Source organism: Sphingobacterium tenebrionis, from assembly GCF_037126265.1.
Taxonomy (GTDB): domain Bacteria; phylum Bacteroidota; class Bacteroidia; order Sphingobacteriales; family Sphingobacteriaceae; genus Sphingobacterium; species Sphingobacterium tenebrionis.
Genome location: NZ_JAYLLN010000009.1, coordinates 17,686 through 31,152, shown reverse-complemented (window position 1 = coordinate 31,152; position 13,467 = coordinate 17,686). Strand labels below are relative to the sequence as shown.

Genomic DNA, 13,467 nt, shown 5'->3' with positions numbered 1-13,467 from the left:
GCTATTATTTTTGTCTAAAGAATATTTGGATCGGCACACCGCTGAAATCAAAGTTCTCCCGCAATTTGTTTTCAATAAAACGTTTATATGGATCTTTGATGTATTGCGGTAAGTTACAGAAGAAGGCAAACATAGGTGATCTGCCTGGCAACTGCGTTACATATTTAATCTTAATATATTTTCCTTTTGTTGCTGGAGGTGGATATTTTTCAATGATCTCCAACATCACATCATTCAATTTCGAAGTAGGGATTTTCTTGGTTTTGTTCTCATAGACTTCCATCGCTGTTTCCACCGCTTTGAAAATACGTTGTTTCTCCGTTACGGAAGTAAAGATGATCGGAACATCCGTGAAAGGTGCAATCTTGCTCTTGATGGTATCTTCAAATGCCTTTGCCGTTTTATGATCTTTCTCAACTGTGTCCCATTTATTCACCAAAAGTACGATACCCTTTTTGTTTTTTTCTGCCAAGTGGAAGATATTAATATCCTGCGCCTCGATACCATCCTTAGCGTCGATCATCAAGATTACGACATCCGAATCTTCCAAGGCTTTGATGGTACGCATCACCGAATAGAACTCGATATCTTCGTTTACCTTTGATTTACGGCGAAGACCTGCTGTATCTACCAATAGGAATTCATGCCCAAATTGGTTATAATGAATACGGATCGAATCGCGGGTTGTTCCGGCAATAGGAGTTACGATATTTCTCTCTTCACCCAATAAAGCATTGGTCAAGGAAGATTTACCCACATTCGGACGACCTACGATGGTGAATTTTGGCAATTCTTCTTCTTCCTCATCCTCTACATCCAGCTCTTTTACCAATTCATCCAATAACTCTCCTGTACCAGATCCGGTCATGGAGGAAATATTATAAACTTCACCCAATCCCAAAGAATAGAATTCGTGGGTATCGTGGGTTTGCTTTGCACTATCAACCTTATTGGCAACCACAAAAACAGGTTTGCTGCTCCGTCTCAATACATCGGCAATTTCATCATCCAAATCGGTGATTCCTGTTGTGGCATCCACCACAAATAAGATAGCGGAAGCTTCATCGATAGCGATCAATACCTGATCACGGATCGCTGCTTCGAACACATCGTCCGAGCCATGCACGAAACCTCCCGTATCGATTACGGTGAACCGCTTTCCTACCCATTCCGCCTGGCCATAATGACGGTCGCGCGTAACGCCACTAAAGTCATCAACGATCGCCTTCCGACTCTCCGTCAAACGGTTATATAATGTGGATTTACCGACATTCGGTCTTCCAACAATTGCTACAATATTTGCCATATTTATTATTTGATTGTTACCTCACGGCAACATTTTTCAGGTACCATGTAAATTGCAAAGTTACGCAATAAGTTTAGTTTTTAGATAGGGATAGACAAAAACTGCTCCCAAAATAATGACTTCCCCAAAATAAAAGCCGGTACTCATGGCTTCGCGTTGACCAAAAATCAACAAGGCGAGGATTATTCCATAAACCGGCTCTAGGTTAGTGGTCAGAGCCACCGTAAAAGCAGACAGTTCCTTCATGACCGCAACGCCTAACACATAGGCAAAAGCCGTACATACCACGCCAAGAAGCAACAAATACATGAGATCTTTTTGACTCAGGATCATCTGGGAATCAAACTGCCCGGTATACAACAATAAACCACTGACCACCAAAAACGCGCCGATCATTTCATAGAAGGTAATGATGCTTGGACTCGCTTTCTTTACCATCCGTGCATTCAATATCGAGAAAATACTGGCACAGAAGGCACAGGACAGCCCGAAGACAATTCCCCAGAAATATTTGAACTCAAATTTGAAGATAAGGTATATCCCGAATATGATCAACAGACCTACCAGCACATCCGAAATGGCGATCCGCTTTCGATTGATGATCGGCTCCAAAATCGCGGTAAATAAGGTTACTGAGGATAGCGTCACCAAGGTGACGGATACCGTTGAGATTTTGATGGCATGGAAAAAGAGCACCCAATGCAATCCAACCAGCACACCCACCCCAAGATACTGCCAGATTTGTTCTTTGGAAACCCGAATGGTTTTCTTTTTATAAAGGAAAAATACATAAAGGGAAATCGCCGCGATCAAAACCCGGTACCAAACCAGGTGCAGTGCAGAAACGGAGATCAATTCACCGAGAACCCCAGTAAAACCCCAGATAAGGACCGTAAAATGCAATATGAGAATATTGCGGTTAACAACAAGTTTCATGGTTTGGCCTATTTAGGCGCCTTCTTTAAAAGATAAAAACTGATGAACAAGAATATAACGTTCGGTATCAATACGGAGATCAAGGGATCCAACCCTCCTTTGATGGAGAACATACTTGAAAACCTTTCCAATACGATATAGATACAGCTCAAACCTATCCCTATACCCAAACTCAAACCAATACCTCCCCGAACTTTCTTGGAAGAAAGTGCTACCCCGATCACCGTTAGGATAAATGCAGAAAATGGATTGATGATACGTTTATATTTTTCCAGGAGCAGGTCGTTCATCATCCCTGTTCCTCGAATCTCTTCTTTACTGATTCGGGTTTCCAATTCTTCCTGACTCATGGTCGTGAAGATATTCTCATAGACCTCAAAATCCTGCGGACGCATATCCAAGGTGGTATCCCGTTGATCACCTGACTCCATTCTTTCGGCCAGACCATCGATATGGCGGGTGGTAAAAGAGGCAATACTCCATTTATTCTTGGTAGAATCCCAGGTTATCCGTTCGGCCATCATCTTCTCGATCATCTTGTCCCCATCGAACTTCTCCAAGGAAAAGTTATAGCCCACTTTGGCCTTATAATCAAAGGATCCCATATAAACATAGGTATTCGAATCAATCTGCATGTGGGTTGAGGTGGAAGTTCCTTCCACTTTATTCGGCTTCACATAGACATTTTCAAAATTTACCTTGACCTTGTTGGTAAAAGGTATCACGTAAATATTGGAGACCAGGGTCATCGCACAGATCAATCCGGAACAGATCAGATACGGGCGAAGCATCCGGTTAAAGCTCATCCCTCCACTGAGGATAGGCACGATCTCGGTTTGATCGGCCATTTTGGAGGTAAAGAAGATCACCGCAATAAAGTTAAAGAGCGGCGTCAGCATATTGATGAAGAAAGGTAGACTTCCTAGCGCATAATACTGCAGGAAGACCTTCGACATCGGTGCTTTGTATTTATTGAAATCATCGATCTTCTCCGAAATATCAAATATGATGATAACCACACAGAAGATGGCTACCGTGAATATAAAAGTAGAAAGGTACTTTTTAATGATATAACGATCGATAATTTTCATACCAATTGGCTTATAATCTCTGGCCTAATTTCACGACCATTTTGTTCTTCCATTCATAAAACGTGCCATCAAGGATTCGCTCGCGGGCTTCGTTCACCAACCAAAGATAAAAATGTAAATTATGTAAGGAAGCAATCTGTGCCCCTAAAATTTCTTGGGATCTGATCAAGTGACGTAAATAGGCTTTGGTATGGATCTGATCCACCAAAAGATCACTCTCCGCCTCGATCGGCGTAAAATCATCCTTCCATTTCTCGTTCTTGATGTTGATGATTCCCTCGCGGGTAAACAACATCCCATTACGGGCATTCCTGGTCGGCATCACACAGTCGAACATATCGATTCCCAAGGCGATGTTTTCCAGAATATTCACAGGCGTACCAACGCCCATTAAATACCTCGGTTTTTCTTTTGGTAGGATATTGGTCACCACTTCGGTCATGGCATACATTTCCTCTGCTGGTTCTCCTACGGAAAGACCACCAATGGCATTTCCTTCCCGCTCGAAAGAGGCGATCACTTCGGCCGATTTCTCACGTAGATCCTTATAAACCGAACCCTGAACAATAGGAAACAAGGTCTGCTCATAGCCGTATAATGGCTCGGTGCTATCAAATCTATCGCAACAACGCTTTAACCAACGGTGGGTCATATCCAAAGATCTTCTGGCATACCGATAATCGCAAGGGTATGGCGTACATTCATCAAAAGCCATGATAATATCAGCGCCGATAACCCGTTGGGTATCCATTACATTCTCTGGAGTGAACAAATGTTTCGACCCATCGATATGCGAGCGGAAGGTCACCCCCTCTTCCTTGATTTTACGAACCTCGGTGAGGGAATATACCTGATAGCCTCCCGAATCGGTTAGGATCGGGCGGTCCCAGTTAATGAATTTATGCAGGCCACCAGCTTTGTTCAATACCTCCAAACCTGGACGAAGGTACAGGTGGTAGGTATTTCCTAAGATGATCTGTGCTTGAATATCATTGACCAGTTCATGTTGATGTACCGCTTTTACGGTTCCTGCTGTACCAACAGGCATGAATATCGGGGTTTTTATGGTGCCGTGCGCGGTTTCGATCTCACCGGCTCTTGCTCTTGAATTTTTATCTTGTGCCTGAAGCGTGAATTTCATATTTATCCTTAATCGTCGGCAAAAATACTATAAAATTTCGAGCCTATGCTAATTCCGCTATTTAATTAGTATTTATTAACATCCCAAAGACATTTTAGGTCGAGAACCTGTATCTTTGACCCTAATTTATGCCATTTAATTTCGATATCTCCTTTAATTACTTCCATATTCCTTATGGACTGCTGTTATTGCTGTTGCTGTTCCAGCTATATTTTATCCTGTTTGTTTATGGGAGGCTCTCTAGGTATAAGGTAAAATCCTATCAGGAGGCGACTGAAAAACCTGCGGTCTCCGTGATTATATGTGCCCATAACGAGCAGGAAAACCTACAACAATATTTGGGAAGTATTCTAGAGCAGGAATATCCGGAATTTGAGGTCATTGTGGTGAACGATTGTTCCAGCGATGAGACCAAATGGGTATTGAAGGAATTTTCCAGCAGGTACGCCCATCTTCGGGTAGTGGAGATCAAGGAACATATCCAGCTGAAGCATAGCAAGAAATTTGCACTTACCATGGGGATCAAGGCCGCCAAACATGGCCTTCTGCTGATGACAGATGCAGATTGTCAGCCGATGAGTCGGCAATGGTTGGCAGAAATGGCTGGAGCCCTGCAAGGAAAAAAAGAATTGGTGTTAGGTTATTCGCCTTATTTCAAATATCCCGGTTTTCTGAATAAATTGATCCGATTTGAAACCACGCATACGGCGATGAGTTATTTGGCGTATGCATTGAAGGGTGATGCCTATATGGGCGTTGGTAGAAACCTGGCCTATACCAAGGAATTGTTCTTCAAGGGAAAAGGGTTCAATGCACACATGCACATCAAATCGGGGGATGATGATCTTTTTGTGAATGCCAATGCCAATCGGAATAATGTGGAGATTGCCATTCATCCGGATGCCTTTGTGGAATCAGCACCAAAGACAACCTGGAAAAGCTATTATAAACAGAAGGCTAGGCATGCGGGCGCATCCGTATTGTACAAAGCCCGTCATAAAAGCATGTTGGGCATTCAATTGATCAGTGCTGTGCTATTCTATAGTTTATTGTTGGTCAGTGTTATTTTATTGCCTAGTTTCTGGTATGTGGCGTTGGCGGCTTACCTGATCCGATTGTTTTGCCAGCTTTTGGTCTTCCGGGCGATATATAGAAAACTTCAGGTGTCTGACCTGTTGGTCTGGCTCCCTATATTAGATTTGTATTATTATTTTTATATCTGTTTTAATGGTTTATTCAATAGGAATAAGAAATTGAAGAGCTGGAAATAGATAGGTAATTCGTTTAAAATTAATTTGTTCATCGTGAATCCAACAGTAGATATTATTTACCAATACTTTCCGAAGCTTACGGAAAAACAGAAAGAGCAGTTTGCCAAATTGGCGGAGGTTTATCCATTCTGGAACGACCAGATCAATGTGGTTTCCCGCAAGGATATAGAGAGTCTTTATTTGAAGCATGTGCTACATTCGTTGGCGATCGGGAAATTCGTTGGGGAATTGGCACCGAAGACAAGGGTTTTGGACGTGGGTACTGGCGGAGGATTTCCTGGAATTCCTTTGGCGATTTTATTTCCGGAAGTGCAGTTCCATTTGGTGGATTCGATCGGTAAGAAGATCAAGGTGGTAAGGGAAGTAGCAGCGGCTTTGGGACTAACGAACGTGGAAGCGGATCATATGAGAGCGGAGGAACTGGATTATAAGTATGATTTTGTGGTTTCTAGAGCGGTGACTAGATTGGGAGATTTTATCCCTTGGGTAAGGAATAAGTTTGAGAAAAAGGATAAGAATGGGATTCCGAATGGGATTTTATATTTGAAGGGTGGGGATTTGAAGGAGGAAATCAAGGAAGCAAGGGTTAAGGCGGAATTGCATAAGATCTCGGATTTCTTTAAAGAAGATTTCTTTGATACGAAGTATGTGATGTACGTGCAGATGTAGGGGCGTCATTGCATTGGCTCTGCGTCATTGCGAGGAGGTACGACGAAGCAATCTTTCGGTATGCGGCGCCCTATGTCATCCTGAGCGTAGTTGAAGGATCTGTACGCTGGTATACGAACAGATGGTTCGACTACGCTCACCATGACATCGCTAAAGATTGCTTCGTTCCTCGCAATGACGCAAACCCTCGCAATGACGGGTAAAGTTCCTCGCAATGACGCAAAACCTCGCAAAGATTGCTTCGTTCCTCGCAACGCAAACCCTCGCAATGACCTACCAAACGACAAAGGCCTCTCAATCGAGAGGCCTTTGTTCGGAAATATATATTACTAATATTTTTAAAACTAAAAATTATCCATAAAAAATGGGTAAGCCCCCTTTATCGCACCGCTCAACCAAATACCCTTGCTTTGTTCCCAACCTGGGGGAGTCAATGGGAGCTGGTCGTAAAGGACTTACCCACGGCAAAATTAACAAATTTTTAATGTTTCCGAAAAGAAAATAGCATTATCCTGCTATCCACCTGAATCTCAGTCAAAAAATTACATCTTCTCTTCATGATATTCCCCTTTTAGCGCGAAATATCCAAAAACTCCCAACCCAATACTAATAATTGGCGTAAGAATAAACAGAATAATAATCCCAAACACCACATCTTCCTGATGACCGGACATGATTTTTGGCAATCCAAATTTTGCGATACAGAAATAGGCGGTCAGCAATGCCAGCCCGATCCACAACCATCCTAATATTTTTTTTAATCCTTCCATAATTAACTCAAATCTTTTGCAACCATATTTTTATTGATATAAAGCGCGCCGATGATGAAACTCACCGCCGAAATAATGATCGGGTACCACAGCCCTTCCAAATAAAAGGTAGGATCCCCAATGGTCTTGGCATTGGTCGCCAAATAGGTAGAAACTGCAGGCAATAATCCCCCGAAAATCCCATTCCCGATATGATAGGGCAAGGACATGGACGTATAACGGATCTTAACCGGAAATATCTCCACCAAGAAAGCGGCGATTGGCCCATAAACCAGAGTGATATAGATGATCTGAATAAAGATCAACAAGATCAGTTTGATGTAATTCCCCCCATTGATATGTACTGTTGTTTTATCCAAGGCCTTTACCTCTCCCTGAACAGCTTTTCCTTCCCTACTGATCAAACTTTTATGTTCTTCCTTTAAGGTAGTTCCATCAGAAAACACCTTATTGATGGTATGCACCTCATACATATCCTCCCCTTGCTGACTTTCCGAGTAATGTTCGGTTCTTGAAGCTACGACCTCTTCTTTTAGCACAGGGTTGGTAATGTTATACATGGCTTGGTAGATCGGTCTGTAGGTAAGCACCGCCAATAACATCCCCAGCAACATTACCCATTTCCTGCCCAGTCTATCCGACAATCTTCCAAAGACCACAAAAAACGGAGTGCCGAACAATAAGGCGATCCCTAGGATGGTATCCGCCTGATTGGATTCCAACATCATCACGGTTTTCATATAGCTCATGGAATAGAATTGTCCGGTATACCAGACCACCCCCTGCCCCATTGCCGCACCAAATAAGGCCAACAATACGAACTTCAGATTATATTTATTACCAAAACTTTCCTTCAATGGATTGGTAGAAGTCTTCCCTTCTGCCTTTGCCTTTTTAAATTCCGGCGATTCATCCATATTCTTCCGGATCAGGTAAGAAACATAGACCATCAGAATAGATAGCAGGAATGGAACACGCCAGCCCCATTGATCAAATTGGCTTTCCGTGAGGAAGAATTTGGTCAATAGGATCACCACCAATGAAATGAACAAGCCAAAAGTTGCGGTGGTCTGAATCCAGGAGGTCCAATAGCCCCGTTCTCCTTTTGGCGCATGTTCTGCCACATAGGTTGCAGCACCTCCATATTCTCCTCCAAGTGCCAATCCCTGCAGCAAACGCAATATCAATACGATCAATGGCGCCATAAATCCAATCTGTTCATAACTTGGAATACATCCAATGAGGAATGTAGCTCCTCCCATCAACATCAGAGTGACCATGAAGGTATATTTTCGACCGATGAGATCGCCCAAACGGCCAAAGAATAATGCGCCGAAAGGTCTGACCACAAATCCCGCTGCAAAGGTGGCCAAAGTGGATAAAAATGCTGCAGTTGGATTATCTGCCGGGAAAAACTTGGTGGAGATAACGACAGACAGACTCCCGAAAATAAAGAAATCGTACCATTCGATCAGGGTTCCCAGTGAGGAAGCCCCGATCACTTTCCAGATCCCCTTCTTACTTACTTGTTCTTGCATAGATGTATTAGGTTTTAGGTAATTTATGTTATTCAGATTTTAGGTAATTTGTGTTATTTAAATTTAAGGTATTTTGAATTATTTAAATTTAAAGTAGTTTGTATATTTTTCCTGGTAGGGATTGTATGAGGCCTTTAAGCTCCAATTCCAACAGCACGATGGCGAGTTTGCTCTGCGGCCAATCGCAGTAATTTGCCAATTCATCGATCAATGCCTGTCCTGCATCCTTCAGGTAACCAAACACTTTTTCTTCATCGGCATTCAAATCCTGGAGCATGCTTAATTGAACACCCGAATCCTTTTTTGGTTCAGACGGACTTTCCCAACGCATCAATTGCATCAGATCCTTGGAACTTCGGATCAGATGTGCCTGATGCATCTGAATAAGTTGGTTGCAACCATTGGAATACGGCTGATCCACATTGCCGGGATAGGCACATACATCGCGGTTATAGCTATTGGCAATATCGCCCGTGATCAATGCGCCACCCTTATCGGCCGCCTCCACGACCACGGTTACATCGGCCAAACCTGCAATAATACGGTTCCGCATAGGGAAATTGGTCTTATCGGGTTTCGTTCCGGAGGTAAATTCAGATAATAGACTGCCATTTTCCATGATCCTTAATGCCACCTCCCGATGTTCATAGGGATAGATCCGGTCCAATCCATGCCCCAATACTGCAACATTCGGAATGTTATGGCTATTCGCGGCTTTATGGGCAATAATATCGATCCCAAATGCCAATCCACTGCATACCAATACCTCGGCCCTTCCGATTCCTCCCAGGAGCTCTTCGGTAAGTTTCCGGCCATAGTTGGTTGCATTTCTCGTCCCGACTACGCTGACTACTTTCTGTTTATTATAATCCACCTTGCCTTTGCTGAACAAGAGCAAAGGTGCATCATCGCAATTACGGAGTCTACGGGGATATCGTTCATCTTCGAACCATAATACGTCGATCCCATGTTTTTCAGCGAATCGGTATTCGGATTCCGCCTCTTGCATATATTTCTTGGAAAGAATGGTTTCAACGACCTGTTTACTAATTCCCGGAATAGCGTTCAATTGCGATCTGGAACTTTGGAACAACGCATGTAGCGAGCCAAAATAGGCCAATAACAACTTGCAGGATTTAGGTCCGATTCCCTTTATTTTGGTAATCGCAATTTGCTCTATTGCATTCATTATTTCGGTTAGCTGGTATTAAATATAAGGATTCGATGTGCTTTCTGCAACATCTGTAAAACTTAAATGCTTAACTTTGTAGGAGTAAATTCAGCAATTATGGAAATGCAAGAACCTTTTGATATAGAAATTAATGGTGTGGAATATTCGGTTTTCCCGGATGAAAAGGATACTTATACGATTTTTAAGGATGGGAAGGAGTATGTGCAGATTATTAAGGATACAGAGACTAGCTGGTTGAAATTAAATCCGGAGACGGGCTTGCCGATGTTTGGTATGGATGAGGAGGTTAATTTGATTGGGGCGGAAATATTGAAGACTGAATAGAGAGTTTAAGTAATAGGCCCATAGGAAGGGGCCTCATAAAATTTTAGAATTAATGATAAGATAAAACTCTGCATTAATAATAATTTGGCTCCAAAAAAGCGAAGGAGAATACTTCTTTAACCTTTGTTCAATCAATGAAAGATCATATATCCGCTCGACGACTAGTCCCGGTGATGAAAAATAATAGAAGTCGGGAACATAAATATTTTCAAGATACTTTTTTTTGCTCTTTTCCATCCTTTGCTATTAAATTTTCAAATCCAATTTTTCAATCTCAAAATCTTTTTTTAGTACTGTATCATTCCATACTTCCCTTGAAGAAATTTTCCTATTTTGGATATCTAAGTTATTCAAAAATCTTTAAACAGATTAAAAAAGTACTCCTTGTTTTTTTAAATATTTTTCCATTAATTTTGAATTTTTTTTTCCAAGGTAAGACCCCAATTCTTCAGCTTTTTTATAAAGTTCAAAACTTTTTTTTAAATCTTTTTCAACGCCAATACCTCTTTCATAATAATCGGCCAAATTATTGTATGCTTCAGCATAACCATTATTTGCAGCCTTTTGCATCCAATAAATATATTTCTTATTATTATAATCTTCTTTGTCATTTTTTGTATAATTATTAAATTCGAACATTTGCGCATACCTATATTGCCCTTCTGGATTTCCGAGATAAGCACTCTTCCGGATTAAAGGTCGATATTTAGAATAGCTATCCTTTTTTTGACTACTTAGATTTTTTTTCGCGTTCTCCATCAATATATGGATTTCATCCAATGCTTCTTTTAATGCTTTACTTCCTTTCATATCAAAAAATATAATTTACTGGTTTTTAAAAAATTATAAGTTAATAATTCATTTATTCTCCCTAATTTAAGTAGAGTTTTTAATCAGTTATAATTTTGATAAGTTTTAAAAAAACCAATTTAAAATGAGATATCTTTCAGCCAATATCTTTAAATTTTATTAGAATTTAATCCCAATACTTTTAAAAGTAAATCCCATTGATCTTGATTAATTAGATATTCCTTTTTAATATAACCTATTAATTCACCAGATTGATATTGCAAAATCAATTGATTATTCTCATTAAGAATTCTTATTTCATCTCTATTAACTTTAATTCTATTGGTCATAGTATGGAAAAAACTACAATTTATAATTCCATCTTGAATAATAATTTCATTAATTGTAATTTTTGAATTTTTTGTAAGTGATTTAATAGAAAGGTAAATTCCAACCGAAACTAATAAACCACCGAGTGATCGGACTATTTCTTCACCCATTGTATAATAAATTATGATATTTATCAAAACCAAAAAACTTATAACTAAATAAAATTGCTTTAACAATCTCTTTTTTTTAAACGTAAAAACCATAATTAATTTCTCTTTATTTCAAATACTGGAAGCACAACCCTTGTATTATCACTTCGTACTAAATCACTTCTACTATTGATACAATGTAAACTGTTTATCGATTGAAAAGCCTTTGAATTTTTGCTTTTAATTCATGCATGACTATTCTTCTAGGATACAGCTATTTCTTTGCTAAATTTGGTCTTTTATTTTAAACTTAATAGCTTCATCTTGGACGTTACGTTACAAATGTGGGCAGGAATTGCATTAAAATAATCTTTTTATTATCCAGGTTATTCTTCTAAAGCTTTTTTAATTATCTTTTTACAAATAGTAAAACCTAAAATTATCCCAATGCTTAATACAAAGTTATATGTAGTAAGATCATTTGGAAAATATTTAAAGTCAGTTGCCCTATTAAAGAAATAAAACAATAAACTAAGATTAAAATACCAATTAATTATTCGATTTATTATAATAAATTTTGACCATTTATTATTCATTTTTTAGATTTTAATTTTAGGATAAACTTAGTTATTTTACAAGTGGTAAAAACCAATGCAGTTAAAAATTCTATAATTAAAAACAATAAAACAATCTCATCCAAATAATCCCTTAATAAGGCGTGTATTATTGCAGTTGTACCGCAAATTAATGCACTAACTCGCGCAATATTTTCTATTACATCAATTTGATCATTTCTCATTTTTATTTATTTCTATAAAAATTACTCACGATTTTTAGGAGGATTATTTCTAAATTGGTTTTGATTAGCTTCAATCAGTTGGTTATATTTTCATATATCATATAGAGACGTGCTCCTTATAAATATAAGAAAATTAAATCCTTCATTATTATTAGGAAGTGGATTTAAAATAGGATTATTTATGGGAGGAGAGGTTATATAATTAGTCGGTCGGTCTGAACCTTAAAACATGTAATAGAAGATTAAGAAGAGGCCGAACATCCCAACAACAGAAATCACAACAAATGCAATTTCTGTAAGTAAAACAATGAGATTATCATTCATCCGTCCATAGTTCTATTGATTCATCATAAAGTTTATTAAAATCCATATTTTACTAATTTCCAATTACAATACCATTTTGATTGAGCGTTGTGTATTAAGCAATTTCCATTTCTTAAATATATTTAATGCCAAAATGAATATTTATTTTGATAGCACATATATGCCCAACTGCATATAAAAAAACTATAAATTTTATTTCATTGCAAAAAAATGGCTAATTTATTAACTTTACTGCATAATTAAATTGCTTATGGCACAGACAGTCGCACTAATATCTAAAAATATCAAACGTCTGAGAGAGGTTAAACATCTTTCCCAAAAGGAAGTGTGTGTAGAATCGGGTGTACCGCAAGGGCAATACAGCCGTATTGAGAATGGAAAGGTGGAACCCTCTATTTCTACTTTGGAAAAATTGGCTTCGGTCTTTGAAGTGGAAATAGCCGAGTTATTTAAGTCGGATGATCTGGAACAAGTGGTAAACATGCCTCTTATGCAAAAAATAAAAATGATTGATAATTTAGCCGCTGACGAACAACAAGCTTTGTTTAAAATGATTGATTTGGCGTTAGCTAATAAAAGAATGAAAGATAATTTACAAACTTTAATTGCTCAATAATATGTACACTTACAAGATACATTTACACAAGGAAATTGAAGGCGGATTTACGGTTTCTGTTCCAGCTTTACCTGGTTGTATTACTTATGGTGAAGATGTTGACGAAGCTATCGCAATGGCAAAGGAAGCGATTGAACTTTACATTGAAGAATTGCAGGAAAGAGGCGAAGTTGTTCCCGATGATAGCAATACACTGGAATACTCTTTAAGCCTTTAAACTGC

At 39.2% G+C, this 13,467-nt stretch carries 15 protein-coding genes and 1 other RNA gene; 5 read left to right on the top strand and 11 right to left on the bottom strand.

Annotated elements, in window-relative coordinates; all coding sequences use genetic code 11:
* Window positions 1–4: 4 nt before the first annotated feature.
* Genes der through tgt form a run of 4 tightly spaced genes read right to left on the bottom strand, consistent with a single transcriptional unit; the run spans window position 5 to window position 4,474 of the window.
* Window positions 5–1,306 carry a ribosome biogenesis GTPase Der gene (der, locus tag VJ786_RS05660; RefSeq protein WP_099365498.1) on the bottom strand — a complete coding sequence of 434 codons (1,302 nt, stop codon included), beginning with the start codon at window positions 1,304–1,306 and terminating at the stop codon, window positions 5–7.
* A 60-nt stretch (window positions 1,307–1,366) separates the two neighbouring features.
* Window positions 1,367–2,242, bottom strand: coding sequence for a DMT family transporter (locus VJ786_RS05655; protein ID WP_336557412.1), 876 nt, complete (start codon window positions 2,240–2,242; stop codon window positions 1,367–1,369).
* A gap of 8 nt (window positions 2,243–2,250) precedes the next feature.
* Window positions 2,251–3,333 carry an LptF/LptG family permease gene (locus tag VJ786_RS05650; RefSeq protein WP_336557411.1) on the bottom strand — a complete coding sequence of 361 codons (1,083 nt, stop codon included), beginning with the start codon at window positions 3,331–3,333 and terminating at the stop codon, window positions 2,251–2,253.
* A 10-nt stretch (window positions 3,334–3,343) separates the two neighbouring features.
* Window positions 3,344–4,474 (bottom strand): tRNA guanosine(34) transglycosylase Tgt, encoded by a 1,131-nt coding sequence (gene tgt / locus VJ786_RS05645; RefSeq protein WP_134777123.1) that lies wholly within the window; start codon window positions 4,472–4,474, stop codon window positions 3,344–3,346.
* Between the two features lie 128 nt (window positions 4,475–4,602).
* On the opposite strand from tgt, the gene VJ786_RS05640 reads away from it, so the two are divergent.
* Together VJ786_RS05640 and rsmG are read left to right on the top strand one after the other, a co-directional pair.
* Window positions 4,603–5,745 (top strand): glycosyltransferase, encoded by a 1,143-nt coding sequence (locus VJ786_RS05640; RefSeq protein WP_336557410.1) that lies wholly within the window; start codon window positions 4,603–4,605, stop codon window positions 5,743–5,745.
* 33 nt (window positions 5,746–5,778) lie between these two features.
* The gene (rsmG, locus tag VJ786_RS05635; protein ID WP_099365493.1) at window positions 5,779–6,414 is read left to right on the top strand and encodes a 16S rRNA (guanine(527)-N(7))-methyltransferase RsmG; all 636 of its coding nucleotides are present in this window, start codon (window positions 5,779–5,781) and stop codon (window positions 6,412–6,414) included.
* Between the two features lie 363 nt (window positions 6,415–6,777).
* Here rsmG and ffs read toward each other — a convergent pair.
* The 4 genes from ffs to dprA form a co-directional block, all read right to left on the bottom strand.
* Window positions 6,778–6,875, bottom strand: an RNA gene (gene ffs, locus VJ786_RS05630) — signal recognition particle sRNA small type.
* An 81-nt stretch (window positions 6,876–6,956) separates the two neighbouring features.
* The gene (locus VJ786_RS05625) at window positions 6,957–7,184 is read right to left on the bottom strand and encodes a DUF6814 family protein (RefSeq protein WP_099367688.1); all 228 of its coding nucleotides are present in this window, start codon (window positions 7,182–7,184) and stop codon (window positions 6,957–6,959) included.
* Between the two features lie 2 nt (window positions 7,185–7,186).
* Window positions 7,187–8,722 carry an MFS transporter gene (locus VJ786_RS05620; RefSeq protein ID WP_336557409.1) on the bottom strand — a complete coding sequence of 512 codons (1,536 nt, stop codon included), beginning with the start codon at window positions 8,720–8,722 and terminating at the stop codon, window positions 7,187–7,189.
* A gap of 88 nt (window positions 8,723–8,810) precedes the next feature.
* Window positions 8,811–9,911 carry a DNA-processing protein DprA gene (dprA, locus tag VJ786_RS05615; protein ID WP_336557408.1) on the bottom strand — a complete coding sequence of 367 codons (1,101 nt, stop codon included), beginning with the start codon at window positions 9,909–9,911 and terminating at the stop codon, window positions 8,811–8,813.
* Window positions 9,912–9,977: 66 nt separating this feature from the next.
* Here dprA and VJ786_RS05610 point away from each other — a divergent pair, with 66 nt between their 5' ends.
* Window positions 9,978–10,238 carry a hypothetical protein gene (locus VJ786_RS05610; RefSeq protein ID WP_437129008.1) on the top strand — a complete coding sequence of 87 codons (261 nt, stop codon included), beginning with the start codon at window positions 9,978–9,980 and terminating at the stop codon, window positions 10,236–10,238.
* Between the two features lie 369 nt (window positions 10,239–10,607).
* Here VJ786_RS05610 and VJ786_RS05605 read toward each other — a convergent pair whose 3' ends face one another.
* From VJ786_RS05605 to VJ786_RS05595, 3 genes are all read right to left on the bottom strand, one after another.
* Complete coding sequence (locus tag VJ786_RS05605) at window positions 10,608–11,048, bottom strand: tetratricopeptide repeat protein (protein ID WP_336557407.1); 441 nt, start codon at window positions 11,046–11,048, stop codon at window positions 10,608–10,610.
* 149 nt (window positions 11,049–11,197) lie between these two features.
* Entirely contained in the window at window positions 11,198–11,527 is a 330-nt protein-coding gene (locus VJ786_RS05600) for a hypothetical protein (protein ID WP_336557406.1), read from the bottom strand.
* 571 nt (window positions 11,528–12,098) lie between these two features.
* The gene (locus VJ786_RS05595; RefSeq protein ID WP_336557405.1) at window positions 12,099–12,305 is read right to left on the bottom strand and encodes a hypothetical protein; all 207 of its coding nucleotides are present in this window, start codon (window positions 12,303–12,305) and stop codon (window positions 12,099–12,101) included.
* 574 nt (window positions 12,306–12,879) lie between these two features.
* Between VJ786_RS05595 and VJ786_RS05590 the strand changes: the two genes are divergently transcribed.
* Both VJ786_RS05590 and VJ786_RS05585 read left to right on the top strand, forming a co-directional pair.
* Window positions 12,880–13,245: a helix-turn-helix domain-containing protein gene (locus VJ786_RS05590; RefSeq protein WP_336557404.1), complete on the top strand. Its 366-nt coding sequence runs from the start codon at window positions 12,880–12,882 to the stop codon at window positions 13,243–13,245.
* 1 nt (window position 13,246) lies between these two features.
* Window positions 13,247–13,462 carry a type II toxin-antitoxin system HicB family antitoxin gene (locus VJ786_RS05585; RefSeq protein ID WP_336557403.1) on the top strand — a complete coding sequence of 72 codons (216 nt, stop codon included), beginning with the start codon at window positions 13,247–13,249 and terminating at the stop codon, window positions 13,460–13,462.
* The last annotated feature ends 5 nt before the right edge of the window (window positions 13,463–13,467 follow it).

Bases quoted from the DNA above. Each gene is read 5' to 3' on its own strand.
- der (WP_099365498.1), bottom strand. From the start codon at position 1,306: ATGGCAAATATTGTAGCAATTGTTGGAAGACCGAATGTCGGTAAATCC.
- VJ786_RS05655 (WP_336557412.1), bottom strand. From the start codon at position 2,242: ATGAAACTTGTTGTTAACCGCAATATTCTCATATTGCATTTTACGGTC.
- VJ786_RS05650 (WP_336557411.1), bottom strand. From the start codon at position 3,333: ATGAAAATTATCGATCGTTATATCATTAAAAAGTACCTTTCTACTTTT.
- tgt (WP_134777123.1), bottom strand. From the start codon at position 4,474: ATGAAATTCACGCTTCAGGCACAAGATAAAAATTCAAGAGCAAGAGCC.
- VJ786_RS05640 (WP_336557410.1), top strand. From the start codon at position 4,603: ATGCCATTTAATTTCGATATCTCCTTTAATTACTTCCATATTCCTTAT.
- VJ786_RS05625 (WP_099367688.1), bottom strand. From the start codon at position 7,184: ATGGAAGGATTAAAAAAAATATTAGGATGGTTGTGGATCGGGCTGGCA.
- VJ786_RS05620 (WP_336557409.1), bottom strand. From the start codon at position 8,722: ATGCAAGAACAAGTAAGTAAGAAGGGGATCTGGAAAGTGATCGGGGCT.
- dprA (WP_336557408.1), bottom strand. From the start codon at position 9,911: ATGAATGCAATAGAGCAAATTGCGATTACCAAAATAAAGGGAATCGGA.
- VJ786_RS05610 (WP_437129008.1), top strand. From the start codon at position 9,978: ATGCTTAACTTTGTAGGAGTAAATTCAGCAATTATGGAAATGCAAGAA.
- VJ786_RS05605 (WP_336557407.1), bottom strand. From the start codon at position 11,048: ATGAAAGGAAGTAAAGCATTAAAAGAAGCATTGGATGAAATCCATATA.
- VJ786_RS05600 (WP_336557406.1), bottom strand. From the start codon at position 11,527: ATGGGTGAAGAAATAGTCCGATCACTCGGTGGTTTATTAGTTTCGGTT.
- VJ786_RS05595 (WP_336557405.1), bottom strand. From the start codon at position 12,305: ATGAGAAATGATCAAATTGATGTAATAGAAAATATTGCGCGAGTTAGT.
- VJ786_RS05590 (WP_336557404.1), top strand. From the start codon at position 12,880: ATGGCACAGACAGTCGCACTAATATCTAAAAATATCAAACGTCTGAGA.
- VJ786_RS05585 (WP_336557403.1), top strand. From the start codon at position 13,247: ATGTACACTTACAAGATACATTTACACAAGGAAATTGAAGGCGGATTT.